This is a genomic window from Shewanella profunda, from assembly GCF_023283765.1.
Lineage (GTDB): Bacteria > Pseudomonadota > Gammaproteobacteria > Enterobacterales > Shewanellaceae > Shewanella > Shewanella profunda.
Genome location: NZ_JAKILG010000001.1, coordinates 25879 through 41616 on the forward strand (window position 1 = coordinate 25879; position 15738 = coordinate 41616).

At 49.1% G+C, this 15738-nt stretch carries 23 protein-coding genes; all 23 read left to right on the forward strand.

All coding sequences use genetic code 11. The features are described 5' to 3' along the window. The first annotated feature begins 28 nt into the window (after positions 1–28). The 23 genes from L2744_RS00180 (at position 29) to L2744_RS00285 (ending at position 15682) form a co-directional block, all read left to right on the forward strand. Positions 29–817 (forward strand): helix-turn-helix domain-containing protein, encoded by a 789-nt coding sequence (locus L2744_RS00180; protein WP_248990142.1) that lies wholly within the window; start codon positions 29–31, stop codon positions 815–817. Then, the gene (locus L2744_RS00185; RefSeq protein ID WP_248990143.1) at positions 814–1554 is read left to right on the forward strand and encodes an ATP-binding protein; all 741 of its coding nucleotides are present in this window, start codon (positions 814–816) and stop codon (positions 1552–1554) included. Before L2744_RS00180 ends, L2744_RS00185 begins: the two co-directional genes overlap by 4 nt. Positions 1555–1556: 2 nt before the next feature. After that, positions 1557–1961: a hypothetical protein gene (locus L2744_RS00190; protein WP_248990144.1), complete on the forward strand. Its 405-nt coding sequence runs from the start codon at positions 1557–1559 to the stop codon at positions 1959–1961. Further along, a complete protein-coding gene (locus L2744_RS00195) occupies positions 1951–2193 on the forward strand; it encodes a hypothetical protein (RefSeq protein WP_248990145.1) in 243 nt (80 codons plus the stop codon). Before L2744_RS00190 ends, L2744_RS00195 begins: the two co-directional genes overlap by 11 nt. 3 nt (positions 2194–2196) lie before the next feature. Next, positions 2197–3456 carry a tyrosine-type recombinase/integrase gene (locus L2744_RS00200; RefSeq protein ID WP_248990146.1) on the forward strand — a complete coding sequence of 420 codons (1260 nt, stop codon included), beginning with the start codon at positions 2197–2199 and terminating at the stop codon, positions 3454–3456. Between the two features lie 55 nt (positions 3457–3511). Further along, the gene (locus L2744_RS00205; RefSeq protein WP_248990147.1) at positions 3512–3730 is read left to right on the forward strand and encodes a helix-turn-helix transcriptional regulator; all 219 of its coding nucleotides are present in this window, start codon (positions 3512–3514) and stop codon (positions 3728–3730) included. Next, positions 3717–4094: a hypothetical protein gene (locus L2744_RS00210; RefSeq protein ID WP_248990148.1), complete on the forward strand. Its 378-nt coding sequence runs from the start codon at positions 3717–3719 to the stop codon at positions 4092–4094. Before L2744_RS00205 ends, L2744_RS00210 begins: the two co-directional genes overlap by 14 nt. An 8-nt stretch (positions 4095–4102) precedes the next feature. Continuing rightward, complete coding sequence (orn, locus tag L2744_RS00215) at positions 4103–4723, forward strand: oligoribonuclease (protein ID WP_248990149.1); 621 nt, start codon at positions 4103–4105, stop codon at positions 4721–4723. A gap of 658 nt (positions 4724–5381) precedes the next feature. Further along, positions 5382–5729, forward strand: coding sequence for a DUF4406 domain-containing protein (locus L2744_RS00220; RefSeq protein ID WP_248990150.1), 348 nt, complete (start codon positions 5382–5384; stop codon positions 5727–5729). A 200-nt stretch (positions 5730–5929) separates the two neighbouring features. Further along, on the forward strand, positions 5930–6190 hold the full coding sequence (locus L2744_RS00225; RefSeq protein ID WP_248990151.1) for a hypothetical protein: 261 nt from the start codon (positions 5930–5932) through the stop codon (positions 6188–6190). A 198-nt stretch (positions 6191–6388) separates the two neighbouring features. Continuing rightward, positions 6389–6922: a lysozyme gene (locus tag L2744_RS00230; protein WP_248990152.1), complete on the forward strand. Its 534-nt coding sequence runs from the start codon at positions 6389–6391 to the stop codon at positions 6920–6922. Then, positions 6903–7406 carry a hypothetical protein gene (locus L2744_RS00235; protein ID WP_248990153.1) on the forward strand — a complete coding sequence of 168 codons (504 nt, stop codon included), beginning with the start codon at positions 6903–6905 and terminating at the stop codon, positions 7404–7406. Before L2744_RS00230 ends, L2744_RS00235 begins: the two co-directional genes overlap by 20 nt. Next, entirely contained in the window at positions 7291–7530 is a 240-nt protein-coding gene (lysC, locus tag L2744_RS21680) for an Rz1-like lysis system protein LysC (RefSeq protein WP_376711921.1), read from the forward strand. Before L2744_RS00235 ends, lysC begins: the two co-directional genes overlap by 116 nt. Then, positions 7517–7822, forward strand: a complete 306-nt coding sequence (locus L2744_RS00240; RefSeq protein ID WP_083848322.1) for a holin — start codon at positions 7517–7519, stop codon at positions 7820–7822. The genes lysC and L2744_RS00240 overlap by 14 nt, the downstream gene beginning before the upstream one ends. Next, positions 7776–8309 (forward strand): terminase small subunit, encoded by a 534-nt coding sequence (locus L2744_RS00245; protein ID WP_248990154.1) that lies wholly within the window; start codon positions 7776–7778, stop codon positions 8307–8309. The genes L2744_RS00240 and L2744_RS00245 overlap by 47 nt, the downstream gene beginning before the upstream one ends. Continuing rightward, positions 8284–10281, forward strand: a complete 1998-nt coding sequence (locus L2744_RS00250) for a phage terminase large subunit family protein (protein WP_248990155.1) — start codon at positions 8284–8286, stop codon at positions 10279–10281. The genes L2744_RS00245 and L2744_RS00250 overlap by 26 nt, the downstream gene beginning before the upstream one ends. Before the next feature lie 28 nt (positions 10282–10309). After that, positions 10310–10516 carry a DUF6148 family protein gene (locus L2744_RS00255; RefSeq protein WP_248990156.1) on the forward strand — a complete coding sequence of 69 codons (207 nt, stop codon included), beginning with the start codon at positions 10310–10312 and terminating at the stop codon, positions 10514–10516. Then, positions 10516–10701: a hypothetical protein gene (locus L2744_RS00260; protein ID WP_248990157.1), complete on the forward strand. Its 186-nt coding sequence runs from the start codon at positions 10516–10518 to the stop codon at positions 10699–10701. The genes L2744_RS00255 and L2744_RS00260 overlap by 1 nt, the downstream gene beginning before the upstream one ends. A gap of 16 nt (positions 10702–10717) precedes the next feature. After that, on the forward strand, positions 10718–12298 hold the full coding sequence (locus L2744_RS00265; protein WP_248990158.1) for a phage portal protein: 1581 nt from the start codon (positions 10718–10720) through the stop codon (positions 12296–12298). Next, positions 12201–14297 carry a ClpP-like prohead protease/major capsid protein fusion protein gene (locus L2744_RS00270; protein ID WP_248990159.1) on the forward strand — a complete coding sequence of 699 codons (2097 nt, stop codon included), beginning with the start codon at positions 12201–12203 and terminating at the stop codon, positions 14295–14297. Before L2744_RS00265 ends, L2744_RS00270 begins: the two co-directional genes overlap by 98 nt. Before the next feature lie 142 nt (positions 14298–14439). Next, positions 14440–14763, forward strand: a complete 324-nt coding sequence (locus tag L2744_RS00275) for a DUF2190 family protein (RefSeq protein ID WP_248990160.1) — start codon at positions 14440–14442, stop codon at positions 14761–14763. Then, positions 14756–15121, forward strand: a complete 366-nt coding sequence (locus tag L2744_RS00280) for a hypothetical protein (RefSeq protein ID WP_248990161.1) — start codon at positions 14756–14758, stop codon at positions 15119–15121. The genes L2744_RS00275 and L2744_RS00280 overlap by 8 nt, the downstream gene beginning before the upstream one ends. Positions 15122–15124: 3 nt before the next feature. Then, positions 15125–15682, forward strand: a complete 558-nt coding sequence (locus L2744_RS00285) for a hypothetical protein (RefSeq protein WP_248990162.1) — start codon at positions 15125–15127, stop codon at positions 15680–15682. Positions 15683–15738: the final 56 nt, after the last annotated feature.

A 15738-nucleotide genomic window follows, 5' to 3' on the forward strand; every position in this document is an offset into this window, starting at 1 on the left:
TGGCTATCACTTGGTTTGGTGGTGCGCTATGAGCATGGAATTGATGGTTAAAGCGATGAAGGCCAAAGTGGGTAATCCACTGCGTAAGCTGGTGTTGATTAAGCTTGCTGATAACGCGAATGATCAGGGCGAGTGCTGGCCGAGTTATAAAGCCATTGCTGATCAGTGTGAGATCACTCGGCGCAGTGTGATGGCTCATGTAAAAAAGCTTGAGGAAGATGGATTTTTACGCCGTGAGTATCGGGCTGGCGAGAAGGGTAATTCGACTAATATTTTCCATATTAATTTCAGTTTTCCACCGCTAAAAACAGTGAGTGAATTAAGTTCATCGGGTGAACCAGATTCACTACCCCCTAGTGAACCAAATTCACTAGCTAGTGAATCATATTCACCACCCCTAGTGAACCAGATTCACCCAGAATCTATCAATCTTGAATCTATCAATGATCCTTTAAAAGACTCTTGTCCAGTCATTAGCACTAAATCAGTTTTCAATGCGTTTTTCAAAGCATATCCAGCGCATCGCAAAGGCGGTTCGGATGCTGCTGCGTGGAAGGCGTGGAAGGCCGAAAAGCTGACCGATGATGATTGCGTGTTAGCGGTGTCGTGGCTTAAGAACGCTGCGGCTGTTGAACCGAGTTGGGGTTTTAGTGCTAACGGCCAGTTTGTTATTGGGATCACTCGGTTTATCCGCGAACGCCATTGGTTAACGCCGTTGCCGAAGGCTGGGCACAACTCGCATTTGGATATTGCGGTTTATCAGGAGTCGGCTGGGCGGTTTGAGTCGGTTGGTAGCGAGTTTAATACGGAGCTATGACGATGATAGATATGAGCCAAGAGGTTGACAAATTATTGAAACGCCTAGGTTGTCCTGAGCATATCAAGCCTGATTCGCCTGAGGTTTATCGGCATAAGTTTCGTGAGTTGCAGCACCGTGATGAGGTGATTAAGTCGAATGAGCATCGTAGTCGTTTGAATAACGCTTTGTTTGGTAAAAGTGGCTTGAATGCGCATTTTTTAAGTTGTTCGTTTGAAAATTATCAGGTTGAACGGGCAGATCAGCGCAAGGCGTTGGAGGTTGCTAAGCGATTTGTTGAGAAGTTTGTTGAGTTGTCGGCTGTTGGTAAGGGTTTTTTGTTTATCGGTACGCCTGGCACTGGCAAAAACCATTTAGCTGCTGCGATCGCAAACGCATTGATGGCAAGACATCACTCGGTGGTGTTGTTGAGTGTGATGGATTTATTTGCGCGGGTGCGTGATAGCTATAACGACCGTTCGCTGAGTGAAGAACGCTTGATCGCCGAGTTTATGCGCCCTGAGTTGTTAATTATCGATGAGATTGGCCTGCAGCGCGGCAGTGTTGACGAAATGCTGTGGTTAACACGGATTATCGATAAGCGGCTTTATGGGCATAAGTCCACGGGTTTTATCACTAATTTAGATACTGCTGAGTTGCAAAAGGTGCTGGGTGAGCGGGCCTACGAGCGTTTACTTGATGCGGCTACGGTGGCGGTGACGTTCAACTGGCCCAGTTACCGTGGTAAGCGGGGGTGAGCATGGCGGCACTTAAGCAATTACCCGATGATGCGCCCGATTTTTATTCGGCTTTGGTGAGTGATGCAGCGGCGCGGCCTGTTGTGCAAGAGGCGGTTAATGATGTTGTTTTTGATGATGTTGCTGAGCAAGTGCGGCTTGAGGTTGAGCGCATTAAGGCTGAGGTGGGCTTTGCTGACACGCTGGTTAAGCGGGTTTATCCGCTAATGTGGCATTGCCGCGGTGGTGAGAGTGATTTGCGGTTTGTGCAGCGTTGTATGCGTGTTATCCCTGATCCGTTAAAGCATGACGTTTCGATGACGTATGAGTCGTTATTTGGGATGGGTGGTCGCAAGGGCCGCTTGTTTGCTAACCATTATTTGCATGGGTTAGCGAGTCAGTTTAGAGGAGTTCCCCATGGAAAATAATTTAACTCAACCGGCTAAGCCGTTAACTCAGCGTGAGCGCCTAGCAAAGATTATCACCGGATCACGTTATTGGACGCTGTTTGAGATCCAACAGGAGTGTTTAACCCGCTTTGGTTCATACGATAGCGAAACAGCGTTAAGTGCGCGCTTTAGGGATATGCCTTTGGATAAGCGCTGTAAGCGTATTCGCTATGGCACTAAACACACCTTTGAATATCGGTTGGAGGCTTAGGCAATGGCTAACGCGAGTGGTGTTGAAGTTGGCAAGCTGAAAGATGCGCCTATGCGACGCTGGCTGCGTGGCGGAGTGACGCGGGATTATCGGGATCCTGAATATCCGCAGTTGCGTTTGCGGGCGACTGCGGACCGTAAAAAGGCCTCGTTATTTTTGGTGGTTAATGAGGGCGGTAAGACGGTTTGGCAAAAGCAAGGTGTGTGGCCAAGCATGTGTATTAAGACGTTTTTAGAGCAGTTGCCTGTGGTGATGGCTAAGCGTAGTGCGGGCGCTGAGGTGTTGCGCGGTGAGTTTGTGACTGTGGTTGATCTGCTTAAGTGGTTTTTGGCGCATATCGAGGGCAATCGTTCGTTTAGCCCAAGTTGGCGGGCGAATTGTAAATCAGTGGTGAGTAAGCATTTGTTGGGGATGTTTGCTGATTTTCCGCTGGCTGATCTTTCGTTTGTAGCGGTCGATACCCGCTTGGTTAAGCCGATGTTGGCTGAGGGTTATTCGACTAACTATATCAAAAGTGCGGTGAAGATTTTTAAGCGGGCGATAAGTGCGGCGGCTGATTTGCGGTTGGTGGAGGTTAATGCGTTGGCGGGGTATCGGGTGGAAATGAGTTTGAAGATGGACCCGTGTGTTGGAACGCAGTTGATGGAGTCGGACTTAGGGCCGTTGTTTACTGCGCTGCGTGATGCGATTTGGCCTGTGGCGATGTTGTTTATGTTGATGCTGATGTTTGGTACCCGCATTAACGAGACTCGTTTGGCACGGTGGGAACATTTTGCGGGGGATTGGTGGTTAATTCCTGCATCGAATGCGAAGAACCGCCAAGAGCATAGGTTGCCATTGACTCCAACGGCTAAGGCGTTGTTGACGCATTACTTGCAGTGGCAGGTTAAGCATGTGGGTAAGCGGGCGTTTTTATTCCCTGGGGAAGATGGGGCGATTAGTATTCGCACGGCGCAGTATTGGAGTGTTGATATTCGCTTTAAAGCGTTTACTTCTCATGCTCTGAGAAAGCTTTGCCGCACCATTATTGCGGATATGGGGGTAGATACCATGGTCGGCGAGCGGCTGCTTAATCATGCCTTGCCTGTGCTTTTGCGTACCTATGTTCACTCGACCTTGGATAAGGGCATGTTGAGTGCACTCGATGCTTATCATGCTCATTTAATTTTGCGCGGTTTTAACGAGGTTGCGCCCGAGATAATCCCTAGATCGTCTGTAGATCATCAGCATGACAAAACCAAGATGGCTAGCGGGTGGCTGTGATGATCGTTGCATCAACCCCTATGGAGTATGCAATGACTCAAATTAAGGTGAATTTATGAGCAATCGGTCAGCAATAATTCTAAAAACTGGGCGCTGTATACGCGGGTTTAGTCAGCATGAAGTGGCCGAAATTTACGGGGTTGATCGTCGGACTTATCAACGCTGGGAAAGCGGTAAGTGCAATGTCCCTTCTAATGATTTTCTTGCCATCTTAGATGATGTTTTTCACTTATCGATTGAGCAGATCACGGGGGTGGCGAATGAGGCAGTCTAATTTATGGGTGACTTTGCAAGGCGTTAACAGTGATGACTTGGTCAACATGAAGGCATTGCGTGCAGGCCTTAACACCTGGGGGAGATATTGGGCCTTCCAAGAACTAGGCCGCAACTATGGTAACCGCAGCGCCTGCGATAAGTTGGACGATCCTGTATCGCGCGGTGGTGCGGTGGTGCATGAGTTGAATGTACCTAAGCATGTTGCTCAATACGACATGGTGATTGATCGCCTATCAATCAACTGCAAGCGCGCTATCCGTGCCCATTATGTATGTAAAGGCCAATGGGCCTTGATGGGCTTTGATAGTAAGAAGTCTTATATCTACTGGCTCAGACGAGCCGAAATGCAATTAGTTAAGTGAGGTGAGTGATGGATCAATTCTTTTTGTTTGGTGATTTAGAAACGGGTGGACTTAACGGTCGCTTAGATAATGGTCAGTTGGGTATGGAGTATTACCCTATCTTTGAGGTGGCTTTCATTGTGACTGATAGTGAGTTAAATCAAGTGGGTGAAGCACTGCACATCGTTATACATCAAGACGATGAGAGTATTGCAAGGTCACACGAGTGGGCCATAGATGTGCATACCAAGAGTGGATTGTTAGCTGCTGTTCGTGCCTCATTAGTATCTTTGTCACAAGCTGAACAGATGGTTATAGAACACCTCAAAGCACTTGGAATACCCAAGCATGACCGTAAATCTAAGACTGGCGTGGTGTTTGCTGGTAACTCAATCATGTTTGACCGTTCGTTTATTATGTGTCAGATGTCTGAGTTACATGAGTACATGCATTACAGACAGCTAGACATATCTGCACTAGGGCTAGCAGCCAGAGCTTGGGCGCCTGAGGTTGAGCGTAATGCGATTAAGGCTAAGCTGTATCAGCATGAAGCCTTAGCCGATATTCGGGAGTCGATAGCGGAACTCAAGTACTATCGCGATAAGTTGTTTGCTTGTAAACCTTCCGCCTCTTCGAGCGGTTGGCTGTGACTCATCCCAAGTGAGAACGATTACCATCTCGGCTAGATGCGACTTGTTATCATCGCGGGTCCTTCCGGCCGCCTTCACTGCGGGGGCGGTGACGCTCAGTGCTTCACTACATATGAAAATTTTAGGTGGTTGAGTTGTTGTTTTATAGGGTAGTGGTTTTAAGTTCTGAATCTTTAAATCTAAACAAGTGGTTAACAGTTTGATTTTAATTATCTTTTTATGTTTATGGTTGTTGCCAATTTTTAGCAATTAGTGGAATGGATAAATAACAACTTAGTCAGATCTTTTTTGATCGTTCGATCATTCAATCAAAAAACTCGCGCGGTTTTTCCATAAACCATTTTGCCAACGCTGGGAAAATGGTGTTGTCTGTGCGTACCAAATCAGTTAAGTGATAAGTAATTTAAAATATTCAACTTACTAAAATCTAAAATCAGTTAAGTGATAAGTAAATCAAAAAAACACTGTGAACGAGTTTTCACATATCACACCTTTACAAATTTGGGAACGGCACATTTGCCGCTTTATGCGGCAGATCTGCCGCTTTCAAGCCCATTAAAATCGGGTAGATTTATATACGCTTGCTAAAGCTTCGTTTCTGGTTCGCACTCTCTCCCGCTCAAGGCTCCATCGTGGAGCCTTTTTATTTGGTGCTTTTATGGCTCGTGTTTCGCTGCGCAAAAAAGTTTACATCGCTGGCCCTATGACTGGGTTGATTGATTGCAACCGCCCTGAGTTTCATTTGGCTGCCGATGTAATGCGCGAGATTGGTCATATCGTACTTAACCCGGCAACCCTACCGGACGGATTAACCGAACCCGAGTACATGGCAATTTGTTTGCCGATGTTGATGTGCTGCGATCGGATTTATCTGCTCGATAACTGGGCGAGTTCAAAAGGCGCAAAAGCGGAATATGCGTTAGCAACCAAACTGGGCTTGGAGATTGTTTTTCAAGATGGGGTGGATCATGAAATAACGCTAATCGGTTTGCGGGGTGATCAATAACCGCCGCCTGATTTCTCACAGGTGTAACCGCAAAAGAGAGTTCGCCTTGCTCTAAGCAAAAGCAACGCAGTCAGCGAAAGGTGGCCGATCTTGAAAAGATAACGGCATGACGTAGTTCGGGTTCGCGCCCCGTTAATGCATCTGTAGCGTACTAATACTTACCTAACTTACTTACTCAATTACCTACTTAGGAACTCACTATGTTTACACTCAAATTTTATAAAGTGCCTTTTGATGATGGTGCAGAATCTTCTGCTGTTGTTTCTGCAAAGTCATATGAAAAATATAAGCGTAGTAACGGCACTACAGAAATCATCGTACATGATTCAGCAGTTCAAAATCTTGGAGTTTGTTACAACGTATCAAACGAAGAACAGCATTATCAAACTTGCTATGTTGAAAACATTGCAGGAAAAACAATAGATACAGTTAATTCCTTAACATTTGCCAACCCAATCTAAATATTAGCCAACCCCCGCTGAACAAAAGCGGTCGCTGCAATGGTGGCCGTGGTGGGTCTGTGTTGCCGTGGTTTAGACATGCTCACCGCCACGGACGTTGAAAGACACTAAAAACATCAGCTGTTAGAGGCGGCTTACCTCACCGTTGATCTAACCGTTGGCCGCGCTAAGGCTAACCAATATCTTAAGGAGTAGCCCATGTCATTAAAGCAAAAGCTCATGGCACTGGGGCTGTCCTCCGCTGTTGCATTGGCAGGGGCGAATTTAATTGCCCCAGCCGAAGCCCCAAACGGTGAGCCGATTTTGCACACCTATCTTGATCCGGTGCAAATCCTCACCGCTTGCTTTGGGCACACAGGCCCCGAGCTTGAACTCAACCAGTTTTTTAGCGACCAGCAATGCATTGAAATGTTCGCCGAGGATTTAGGCAAAGCGGATCGCCAGCTGCGCCGCCTTACTTATCCGGTGCAGTTAACCGAAGGTGAGCACGCGGCGTACATCAGTCTCATTTACAACTTTGGCGCGGGTAACTTTCAATCCTCCACTTTGCTAAAGCTATTAAAGCGTGGCGAACGGGTAGCGGCTTGTCGTCAACTCACCGAAGCCTGCGGCAAACATGGCTGCAATGGTTTCGTTTATGCCAATAACGTCAAATTGTCTGGTTTAGAAGTACGGCGCCAAAAAGAACAGGCGATATGCCTTAAGGATCTCTATGTTCCAAAAACTCATTAACGCCACTGGCACCTTGCACTTGTACATTATCGGCGCGCTGATACTGGTGATTGCATTACTCGGTATTAGCCTCACCGCCACCAAAACCGACCTAGCCCTAAAAAATGCACAGCTAGAGTCTGCCGCTATCAACCAGCGCATGTTGCAGGATGACCTAACGACCATTACCGACGAATTACAAGCACAAGCCATTGAACGTGACCGACTCGCAAAGGATTACGCCTTTGCCTTAGCACTCAATCAACAAGCCGCCAAAGCCAAGGCCGAGATTGATCGCCAGCTTGCCGATCAGCGAGAAGCAATTAAAAAACTAAGGACCTCAGCCAATGAACAAACCCGAAGTTGGGCTAATACTGCTGTGCCTGATGATGTTAAGCGGCTGCTCAAGCACGCCGCCTATTGCGCGCACCGTAGTCACCAAGCAGACCCAATATGTGTTACCGCCGCAATCATTAATGAGCCAGTGCCTGCCAGCCGAATGTAGCTCAGACGCTAATGCCGATCTGCCCGATTGCATCATTCAACTCTTAGCAGTGATCAGCAAATGCGATACCGATTGGCAAAACCTCGAAACATGGCGTGAGACCAAATCCAATGAACTCAACTGAATCAATCCGCGAAGTTGGCACGCAAAAAATGCTCGCCGCTGCGTCTTATAGTGCATCCGCTACAACCGCAGCCGGAGGAGTGTTTACAGTGAATAATTTAGCGCTGTGGATAGGGATATTTTTAACAGTGCTCACATTCCTTGTTAACTGGATATATCAAGCGTTTAAAGACAGGCGCGACGCGGAGCGGCATGAGTTGCAAACACAAGTGCTAAAGGCACAGTTAAAACAGGTAGAACAACGCAATGGCCCGCATTCAACCCCAAGAGACAGCGCCTGTTCTGCTGAATAAAACCGACCTGTGCAAAAGTCTCGGCATCAGTACCCAAGCGTTTGATAAATGGGATGTGCCCGTTCACAGCAAAAAAGGCCGTGAATGCCTATACACCATGTCAGATGTGGTCGCTAATCGCGTGGCTAACGAGCGTAAAAAACACCTCAGCAAACCCGATGAGGATGATCCAGAAAAGCCAGATCTCGACTATGAGCGCTGGCGCTTAACCAAAGCTCAAGCAGACGGGCAAGAACTTAAAAACGAAAAAGAGCGCCAAGAAGTCGTTGAAGTCGGCTTTTGTACCTTTGTGCTCAATCGAATCTCTGCCCAAATCGCCCCAGTGTTGGATCAAACCCACATTCGGATGAAGCGCAAATACCCCGACATTCCAGAACGCTATATCGACGCCTTTAGAGCGGAGGTGATTAAAAGTCAAAACACCGTAGCCGAACTGGCAGCGGGTATCGAGGATCTACTACATGAGTATATCGGCAGCACAGATTAAAAATCTGAAAGCTGCCGTGGCTGCTGGGCTGCGTGGATTTTATCGCCCGCCCATGCTTACTTGCTCAGAATACGCCGACGAACATTTTTACATGTCGTCGGAGTCCAGTTATACCGAAGGCAAGTGGGAAAGTTTACCGTTTCAAATTGGCATTCTTAATGCCATGGGTAACGACCAAATCAGCACGCTTAACTTAATGAAGTCGGCGCGGGTCGGTTACACCAAAATGCTGATGGCTAACTCGGCTTACAAGATTGAGCACAAAAAGCGCAACGTGCTCATCTACCAGCCGCGTGATGCACAAGCCAAAACCTTTATGAAAAAGCACGTTGAAACGGCGATCCGCGATATCCCCGTTTGGCGTGCGCTTGCCCCTTGGATGGGGCGCAAACATAAATACAGCACGCTTGAAGATAAAATCTTCACCAACGGCAAAACGCTAATGGTGCGCGGTGGTACCGCTGCGGCTAACTACCGTGAGATCTCCACCGATGATGTTATCTATGACGAGCTAGCGGGTTTTGACGAATCCATCGAGCACGAAGGTAACGCCACCTCATTAGGTGATACCCGTATCGAACTGTCGATGTTCCCCAAGTCCATTAGGGGATCAACGCCTAAAGTGCTCGGCACATGCCAGATCGAAAAGGCCTGCAGTGAATCACCGCACTTTTTTAAATTCAATTTACCGTGCCCACACTGTGGCGAACTGCAATCGCTTAAATGGGGTGGGGCCGAAGAACCCTTCGGCATTAAGTGGCGCAAGAATGAGAAGGGCGAGCACGACCCAAGCACCGCATATTACCTGTGCGAGCACTGCGGTTGCTGCATTGAAAACAATCAGCTCGACGATATGGAGTTGCACCCAAGCGCGATTTGGATATGTGAAAACACCGGCATCCGCACCCGCGATTTTATTGATTTTTACGATGCCGAAGGCAATGACATAAGCACACCGTCAAGCATCTCGATTCACATTTGGTCGGCGTATAACTCGCTCAACAGCTGGGCGAAACTGGTTACTGAGTTCTTTAAAGCCAAAGGCGATAAAGAAAAGCTGCAAACCTTTGTCAACACCAAGCTGGGATTGCCGTGGGATAACGACACAGGCGATCGGGTAGAGTGGGAAGATTTAAAACGCCGCTGCGAAATGTACCCCAGTGGCAAAGTGCCCAACTGGGTGGTGTATCTCACCTGCGGTATCGATACCCAAGACGACCGTTATGAGGGCCGCATTTGGGGATGGGGCGCGGGTAAAGAGGCCGCGCTAATCGACCGCTTTATTTTATATGGTGAACCTGCAAGCCAAGTCTTAACAGACAAAGTGGCCGAGCGTATCGCAAAAAGCTATAGCCGTGCCGATGGGGTGATCCTCAATATCGGTATTACCTGTTGGGACTCAGGCGGTAACTACACCGATGAAGTCTACAGCATGAGTAAAAAGCTTGGCGTCATGCGGGTAATCCCGATCAAAGGCGCCAACGTCTACGGCAAGCCGATCGCCAACTTCCCGCGTAAGCGCACCGCCAAGGGCGTGTACTTAACCGAAGTCGGTACCGACAACGCCAAAGAGTTGATCATGGCGATGTTACGCATCTCCCCTGATGTGGATGTGCGTAAACCTGGTGCAATTCACTTCCCGCTTAACGAAGCGGTTTGTGACGATATAGAACTGCAACAGCTTACTGCCGAACGCAAAATTCCTAAGCGGGTAGATGGCCGCATTGTCTACCGCTGGGATGCGGGGAATCGCCGCAACGAGGCACTGGACTGTTTCGTCTACGCTTTGGCCGCGTTGTATATCGCCATTGAAAAATTTGGCATCAACCTCGACAAGCTTACAAAAGTCACCCCGATCGCCACATCAAGCGAGCAACCAAAAGACCCTAAACCTAAAGCCGCAAAACAGGCCAATGCGAATGCGGCTTACCTAAACGGTGGCGGTGGTGGCAGTTCTGGCGGTTGGCTGTAGTTAATACCATAAAGCCAAGGATAAAAGCATGACCAAAACCCAATGCCAACAGATGATCGATACGTACTTTCAGGCCGAGCTTGATGTGTTGGCAGGTAAGCAAACCACGATCAACGGCAAGACGATGACCACAGAAGATCTAGGCGAAATCCGCGCAGGTCGCCTTGAATGGGAACGCCGCTTATCAGCCTATAGCCGCCCACAAGGCGGGGTAAAACTCGCGAGATTTGGCTAATGAAAAATGTAATTGATACACGCAATCCACCATCGCCTCCAGTGCCGCCGCCATCCAGAGAAATTAACTATGGTGAAGATGTAAAAGACCTTATTTATATCTTTGCTGTTTATCTGGCGGCTTTGATCGTTATTCCTTTACAAATTTACCAGTTTTCCACTCTTACCGATTTTTTCTTAAATTAATTCACTAGGGGCTTAAATGAGCATTATCAATGATGCGCTGGCGATATTTGCCCCGCGTTTAGCATTACAGCGTGAAGCGGCCGCAATGAGCTACCGCAACCTGAAAGGGTATGAAGCCGCCAGCCCAAGCCGCACGCATCGCGCTAAAAAGGAAAGTCGCGGGGCTAACCAAGCGGTGTTTGCTGCGGGTAAAAGCCTGCGTGAGCAAGCTCGCTGGTTAGATGAAAACCACGACTTAAGTATCGGTATCCTTGACCGCTTTGAAGAACGGGTTATTGGTGCCCAAGGGATTGTTGTTGAGCCGCAGCCTCGCAGCATTAGCGGTGAAATCCTTGATGACTTAGCCAACGATATTCAACGCCGTTTCGGTGCGTGGTCGCTTAAGTGCGATGTCACAGGCCGCTTTAGCCGCCCTGAGCTTGAACGCTTAGTGCTGCGTAGCGCGCTGCGGGATGGTGATGTTTTCGGTCAGCATGTGATGGGAAAAGTGTCGAAGTTCGGCCACCCAAACGAGCAAGGCACTCAATACAGCATTGAAGCCTTAGAAGCCGACTTTATCCCCTACGAGTTTAATGACGTATCCAAGCGGGTACGCCAAGGGCTTGAGGTTAACGGCTGGGGCCAAGTTGTTAACTATCACGTATTGCTGGATCACCCCGCTGATCAAGTTGGCTTTCGCTACAAAACCAAAGTGATACCCGCATCGAGCATGATGCACTTAGGCTTATTCAAGCGACTGCACCAACTGCGCGGCGTGTCGATATTCCACGGCATTTTAACCCGCCTAGCCGACATAAAGGACTATGAAGAATCCGAGCGAGTAGCCGCAAGGATTGCCGCTGCGCTGGCGTTTTATATCAAGCGTGGTGATGCCAGCATGTTTCAACCAGACCAAAGTGGTGAATCGTCAAGCCGCGAAATCCCTATCGCCCCAGGCATGACCTTCGATGATCTCAAGCCCGGTGAAGATGTTGGGATGATTGAGAGTAATAGACCCAACGTCCATATGGTGGAATTTCGCAACGGCCAAATGAAGGCCGTTGCAGCGGGTAGCCGTGGCAGTTATTCCAGCATTGCCCGCGACTACAAAGGCAGTTATTCAAGCCAGCGCCAAGAGCTAGTTGAGCAAGACGAATCCAACCGCATTATGCAGCAATGGTTTTGTGCCGGTTGGTCGCGCCCTGTATTTCGCAACTGGCTAAAAATGGAAATGCTCAACAAGCAGGATCCTTTAGTGTTGCCGCCTGATATCGATATGCGCACCTTATTTGATGCGGTGTACTACGGCCCAACCATGCCGTGGATTGACCCGCGCAAAGAGGCCGAGGGTTGGGAAATGATGATTGCCGCCAACGTAGCCACTGAGGCCGATTGGACCCGCGCCCGAGGCCGCAACCCAACCGAAGTCAAGCGCCAGCGTAAACGCGAGGTGGAATACAACCGTGAAAACCACATGGTGACCGCCAACGACCCCGACCCATCGCTAGGAGATCCAAATAGTGAAAAAAACCAAGATAGCAATAGCGGCAGCAGCGCTAAGCGCAATGCTGCCAAGCGGAACGCTGATCGCGCCCGCCGCAACGCTGAGCCAGATTAACAACGAGTCTCACCCAAGCAAAAGCTGGTATAGCCTCAAGGCACAAAACGGCAATGCCGAGTTGATGATCTACGACGAGATTGGCGGCTGGGGAATTACAGCTAAACAGTTTGCCCGTGATCTACAGGCCCTAGGCAAAGTGGGCACCATTACCGCCCGTATTCATTCGCCAGGCGGTGATGTGTTTGAGGGGATGGCGATTTACAACATGATCAAGGGCCACCCTGCGCACAAGGTTTGCTACATCGATGGCCTTGCTGCTTCGATGGCTAGTGTGATTGCCATGGCATTTGATGAAATCATCATCCCTGAAAACTCCATGATGATGATCCATAAACCTTGGGGTGGCACCCTCGGTGATGCGGATGATATGCGCAAATACGCCGATTTACTCGACAAAGTAGAAGGTAACTTAGTCGGGGCTTATCAACAAAAAACAGGCTTACCCGAAGATGAACTTCACGCCTTATTAGCCGCTGAAACATGGTTAACAGGCCGCGAAGCAGTGGAAAAAGGTTTTGCCAACACACTAACCGATCCGCTGCAAATGGCGGCATCACTTAATTCAAAACGTCTTAAGGATTTTACCAATATGCCTGAACATCTAAAAAACCTGTTTGCACCCAAGGGAAACATTCCTTCGCCTGCACCACAACCCGCACCTGCGCCAAATGCTCAGGTTCCTGCTCCATCAAATCAACCCGCGCCAGCGGCACAACCAGATGCAGCGACTATTCAAGCGGCGGCGATTGCGTTAAACACTGCGCGCATGAATGGCATTAACACGGCTTTTGCGGCATTCCCGCAACTTGCAGAGTTAAAAAATCAGTGTATCGCTGATGCGACCATTGATGCCGATAAAGCCAAAGACATGATCTTGGCTAAGCTTGGCGAAAACACCACCCCAGCGGCGGCCATGCCAAATCGCGTGATTATTCACTCTGGCAACGGCAACTTAGTTGGCGACTCGATCCGCGCCCAGCTAATGGCGCGCTCAGGCCACGCGAAAGCAGAAGCTGATAACGGTTATGCAAGCTATAACCTGCGCGAACTGGCGCGGGCATCACTGGCCGATCGCGGTATTGGCACTGCTGGCATGAATGTGATGCAAATGGTTGGCCTAGCGTTTACTCATTCAAGCTCTGACTTTGGCAACATTCTGCTAGATGTGGCTAATAAATCAGTGCTAAAAGGTTGGACTTCTCAGGTTGAGTCCTTCGAGCGTATCGCCAAGAAGGGGCAGCTAAGCGACTTCAAAATTTCCCATCGTGTCGGCCTGAATGATTTCAGCGCATTGGAAAAAGTTGAAGAAGGTGCTGAGTACAAATACGGCACTATCGGTGACCGTGGTGAAAAAATCATGCTGGCGACCTACGGTAAGATTTTCACATTAACCCGTCAGGCGATCATCAACGACGACATGAGTATGTTGATGGGTATCCCTGAAGCCATGGGTAAAGCGGCAAAACGCACCGTGGGTAACCTGTTCTGGGCGGTCATCACTGGCAACGTCAAGATGAGTGATAACGTGGCGCTGTTCCATGCCACTCACAAAAACTTAGGTGCGGGTGCGCCATCGGTAGCCGCGATTAGCACGCTATCTGAGCTCATGGAATCGCAAACATTAGGCGAAGAAGCGCTGAATATTCAGCCCGCCTTTGCACTGTGCCCACCTAATCTGCGCCGTGAGTTTATCCAAATCATCAAATCTAGCTCTGTTAAAGGTTCTGATGTTAACGCAGGTATTGCCAACCCAATTCAAGATATGGTGGAAGTGATCTCCGAGCCACGCTTGAAAGCGAATAGCGACAAGGCTTGGTATCTGGCGGCTGCTCAGGGGGAGGACACTATTGAGGTGGCATACCTCGACGGTATCGACACGCCCTACATCGAGCAAATGGATGGATTCAGCACTGACGGTGTGGCTACTAAAGTGCGCATCGATGCAGGTGTGGCACCGCTTGATTACCGTGGTTTGGTGAAATCAACAGGCGTGTAATTAATAAAGCAGGGCGCTTCGCTGCTAGAACGGGCTCGATAACTGCTCCTGCGTTATTCTACCGCCTGCATCCATGCAGTTGTGCGCCCTTATAGATTCTAGATTCTAGAGTCTGGTCCCTTCTTTATCTCAAGGAAACCCCATGAAAAATTACATTCAAGATGGCAAGACCATCAGCTTTACTCCCACCGCCGCAGTTGCCAGCGGTGAAGCCGTATTGCTCGGTATGTTGTTAGTTGTAGCTATTGCCGCTATTGCCGAAAATACACAAGGCGAAGCACTCACCGAAGGCGTGTTTGAACTGCCTAAAAAATCCACCGATGTGGTAGCCCAAGGTGTTGATCTGTATTGGGACGATACGGCAAAAGAACTCACCACCACCGCCACCGACAATACTAAAGTCGGTAAAGCATGGGTGGCGGCGGGCAACCCATCCACCACGGTTTGGGTGAAGATCAATGCCTAACGTGGGCAAAAACTTTGCCGACCGGGTGAACGGTAAAATGGCACGGGTGTTTAAGCGCTTGGCTGACCCGTGCCAATTTACCCCAGTGGATGGCACCGTGCCATTTACTCGCCTGGTGAGCTTGGATGATAACGGCGCCGAAATTGCCGCCTCAGCCAATGAGTATGTGCCCGAGCTCATCAGCCGTGCCGAGTTCTTACTCAGTGAGGGCGCCGTGAGTGCAGGTGATCAATTTGCCTTAGGCAGTGTTGACGAAAGCGGGGCATTTATCCCCAACGGCCAACAAGGCCGACTCACTCAGCGGGTAAGCATGGATAGCGTTTGCGTGGCGTTTATCTATATCACGATTGAGGACTAGCTCATGGCTCGGATAAAGATTGAAGGCATGGAGGCGGTAACAAAGGAGCTGAACCGCATCCGTGCCGCCCAAGCACCCGCGATTAATCGTGCCATTGAAGACACGGTTAAATTTGGTGAAAAGGCGGCGGTAGATGCCATCTTTAACCGCTATGGCTATAACTCCCGCAGTTATATCGAGCAACACCTCTCGGTAAGTGTGGACCCGCGTAATTTAAAAGGGGTGATCACCGCCCGTTATCGCGCCAGTACCTTAACCAGATTTGCCAGAGCATTAACCCGCACAGGCAAAAACGGCCGTTCAAGAACCGACGGCCATATGGTTAGCGCACTGCGCAATCAGCCTGTTTGGTTTAAAGGTACTTTTACCGTGATTGGTAAAAACGGCAATCAAATCATGTTCCAGCGCCAAAAAGGCGATAACAGTTGGCGCAAGCTTAAAGGTCAAAAAGCCATGTACGGCCCTTCAGTGGCAGGCAGTTTCCGCAAAATCCGCGACGATATTGAGCCGCCGATTATTGCTCATCTGCGAAGTAAATACGGCCAGTACACGAATAGATAGGCGCTAGGTTATAGATCCTAGGGCCTCGCTGTTCCTATCCCTTTTTTAAGGACTCC

Bases quoted from the DNA above. Each gene is read 5' to 3' on its own strand.
- L2744_RS00180 (WP_248990142.1), top strand. From the start codon at position 29: ATGAGCATGGAATTGATGGTTAAAGCGATGAAGGCCAAAGTGGGTAAT.
- L2744_RS00185 (WP_248990143.1), top strand. From the start codon at position 814: ATGACGATGATAGATATGAGCCAAGAGGTTGACAAATTATTGAAACGC.
- L2744_RS00190 (WP_248990144.1), top strand. From the start codon at position 1,557: ATGGCGGCACTTAAGCAATTACCCGATGATGCGCCCGATTTTTATTCG.
- L2744_RS00195 (WP_248990145.1), top strand. From the start codon at position 1,951: ATGGAAAATAATTTAACTCAACCGGCTAAGCCGTTAACTCAGCGTGAG.
- L2744_RS00200 (WP_248990146.1), top strand. From the start codon at position 2,197: ATGGCTAACGCGAGTGGTGTTGAAGTTGGCAAGCTGAAAGATGCGCCT.
- L2744_RS00205 (WP_248990147.1), top strand. From the start codon at position 3,512: ATGAGCAATCGGTCAGCAATAATTCTAAAAACTGGGCGCTGTATACGC.
- L2744_RS00210 (WP_248990148.1), top strand. From the start codon at position 3,717: ATGAGGCAGTCTAATTTATGGGTGACTTTGCAAGGCGTTAACAGTGAT.
- orn (WP_248990149.1), top strand. From the start codon at position 4,103: ATGGATCAATTCTTTTTGTTTGGTGATTTAGAAACGGGTGGACTTAAC.
- L2744_RS00220 (WP_248990150.1), top strand. From the start codon at position 5,382: ATGGCTCGTGTTTCGCTGCGCAAAAAAGTTTACATCGCTGGCCCTATG.
- L2744_RS00225 (WP_248990151.1), top strand. From the start codon at position 5,930: ATGTTTACACTCAAATTTTATAAAGTGCCTTTTGATGATGGTGCAGAA.
- L2744_RS00230 (WP_248990152.1), top strand. From the start codon at position 6,389: ATGTCATTAAAGCAAAAGCTCATGGCACTGGGGCTGTCCTCCGCTGTT.
- L2744_RS00235 (WP_248990153.1), top strand. From the start codon at position 6,903: ATGTTCCAAAAACTCATTAACGCCACTGGCACCTTGCACTTGTACATT.
- lysC (WP_376711921.1), top strand. From the start codon at position 7,291: ATGTTAAGCGGCTGCTCAAGCACGCCGCCTATTGCGCGCACCGTAGTC.
- L2744_RS00240 (WP_083848322.1), top strand. From the start codon at position 7,517: ATGAACTCAACTGAATCAATCCGCGAAGTTGGCACGCAAAAAATGCTC.
- L2744_RS00245 (WP_248990154.1), top strand. From the start codon at position 7,776: ATGGCCCGCATTCAACCCCAAGAGACAGCGCCTGTTCTGCTGAATAAA.
- L2744_RS00250 (WP_248990155.1), top strand. From the start codon at position 8,284: ATGAGTATATCGGCAGCACAGATTAAAAATCTGAAAGCTGCCGTGGCT.
- L2744_RS00255 (WP_248990156.1), top strand. From the start codon at position 10,310: ATGACCAAAACCCAATGCCAACAGATGATCGATACGTACTTTCAGGCC.
- L2744_RS00260 (WP_248990157.1), top strand. From the start codon at position 10,516: ATGAAAAATGTAATTGATACACGCAATCCACCATCGCCTCCAGTGCCG.
- L2744_RS00265 (WP_248990158.1), top strand. From the start codon at position 10,718: ATGAGCATTATCAATGATGCGCTGGCGATATTTGCCCCGCGTTTAGCA.
- L2744_RS00275 (WP_248990160.1), top strand. From the start codon at position 14,440: ATGAAAAATTACATTCAAGATGGCAAGACCATCAGCTTTACTCCCACC.
- L2744_RS00280 (WP_248990161.1), top strand. From the start codon at position 14,756: ATGCCTAACGTGGGCAAAAACTTTGCCGACCGGGTGAACGGTAAAATG.
- L2744_RS00285 (WP_248990162.1), top strand. From the start codon at position 15,125: ATGGCTCGGATAAAGATTGAAGGCATGGAGGCGGTAACAAAGGAGCTG.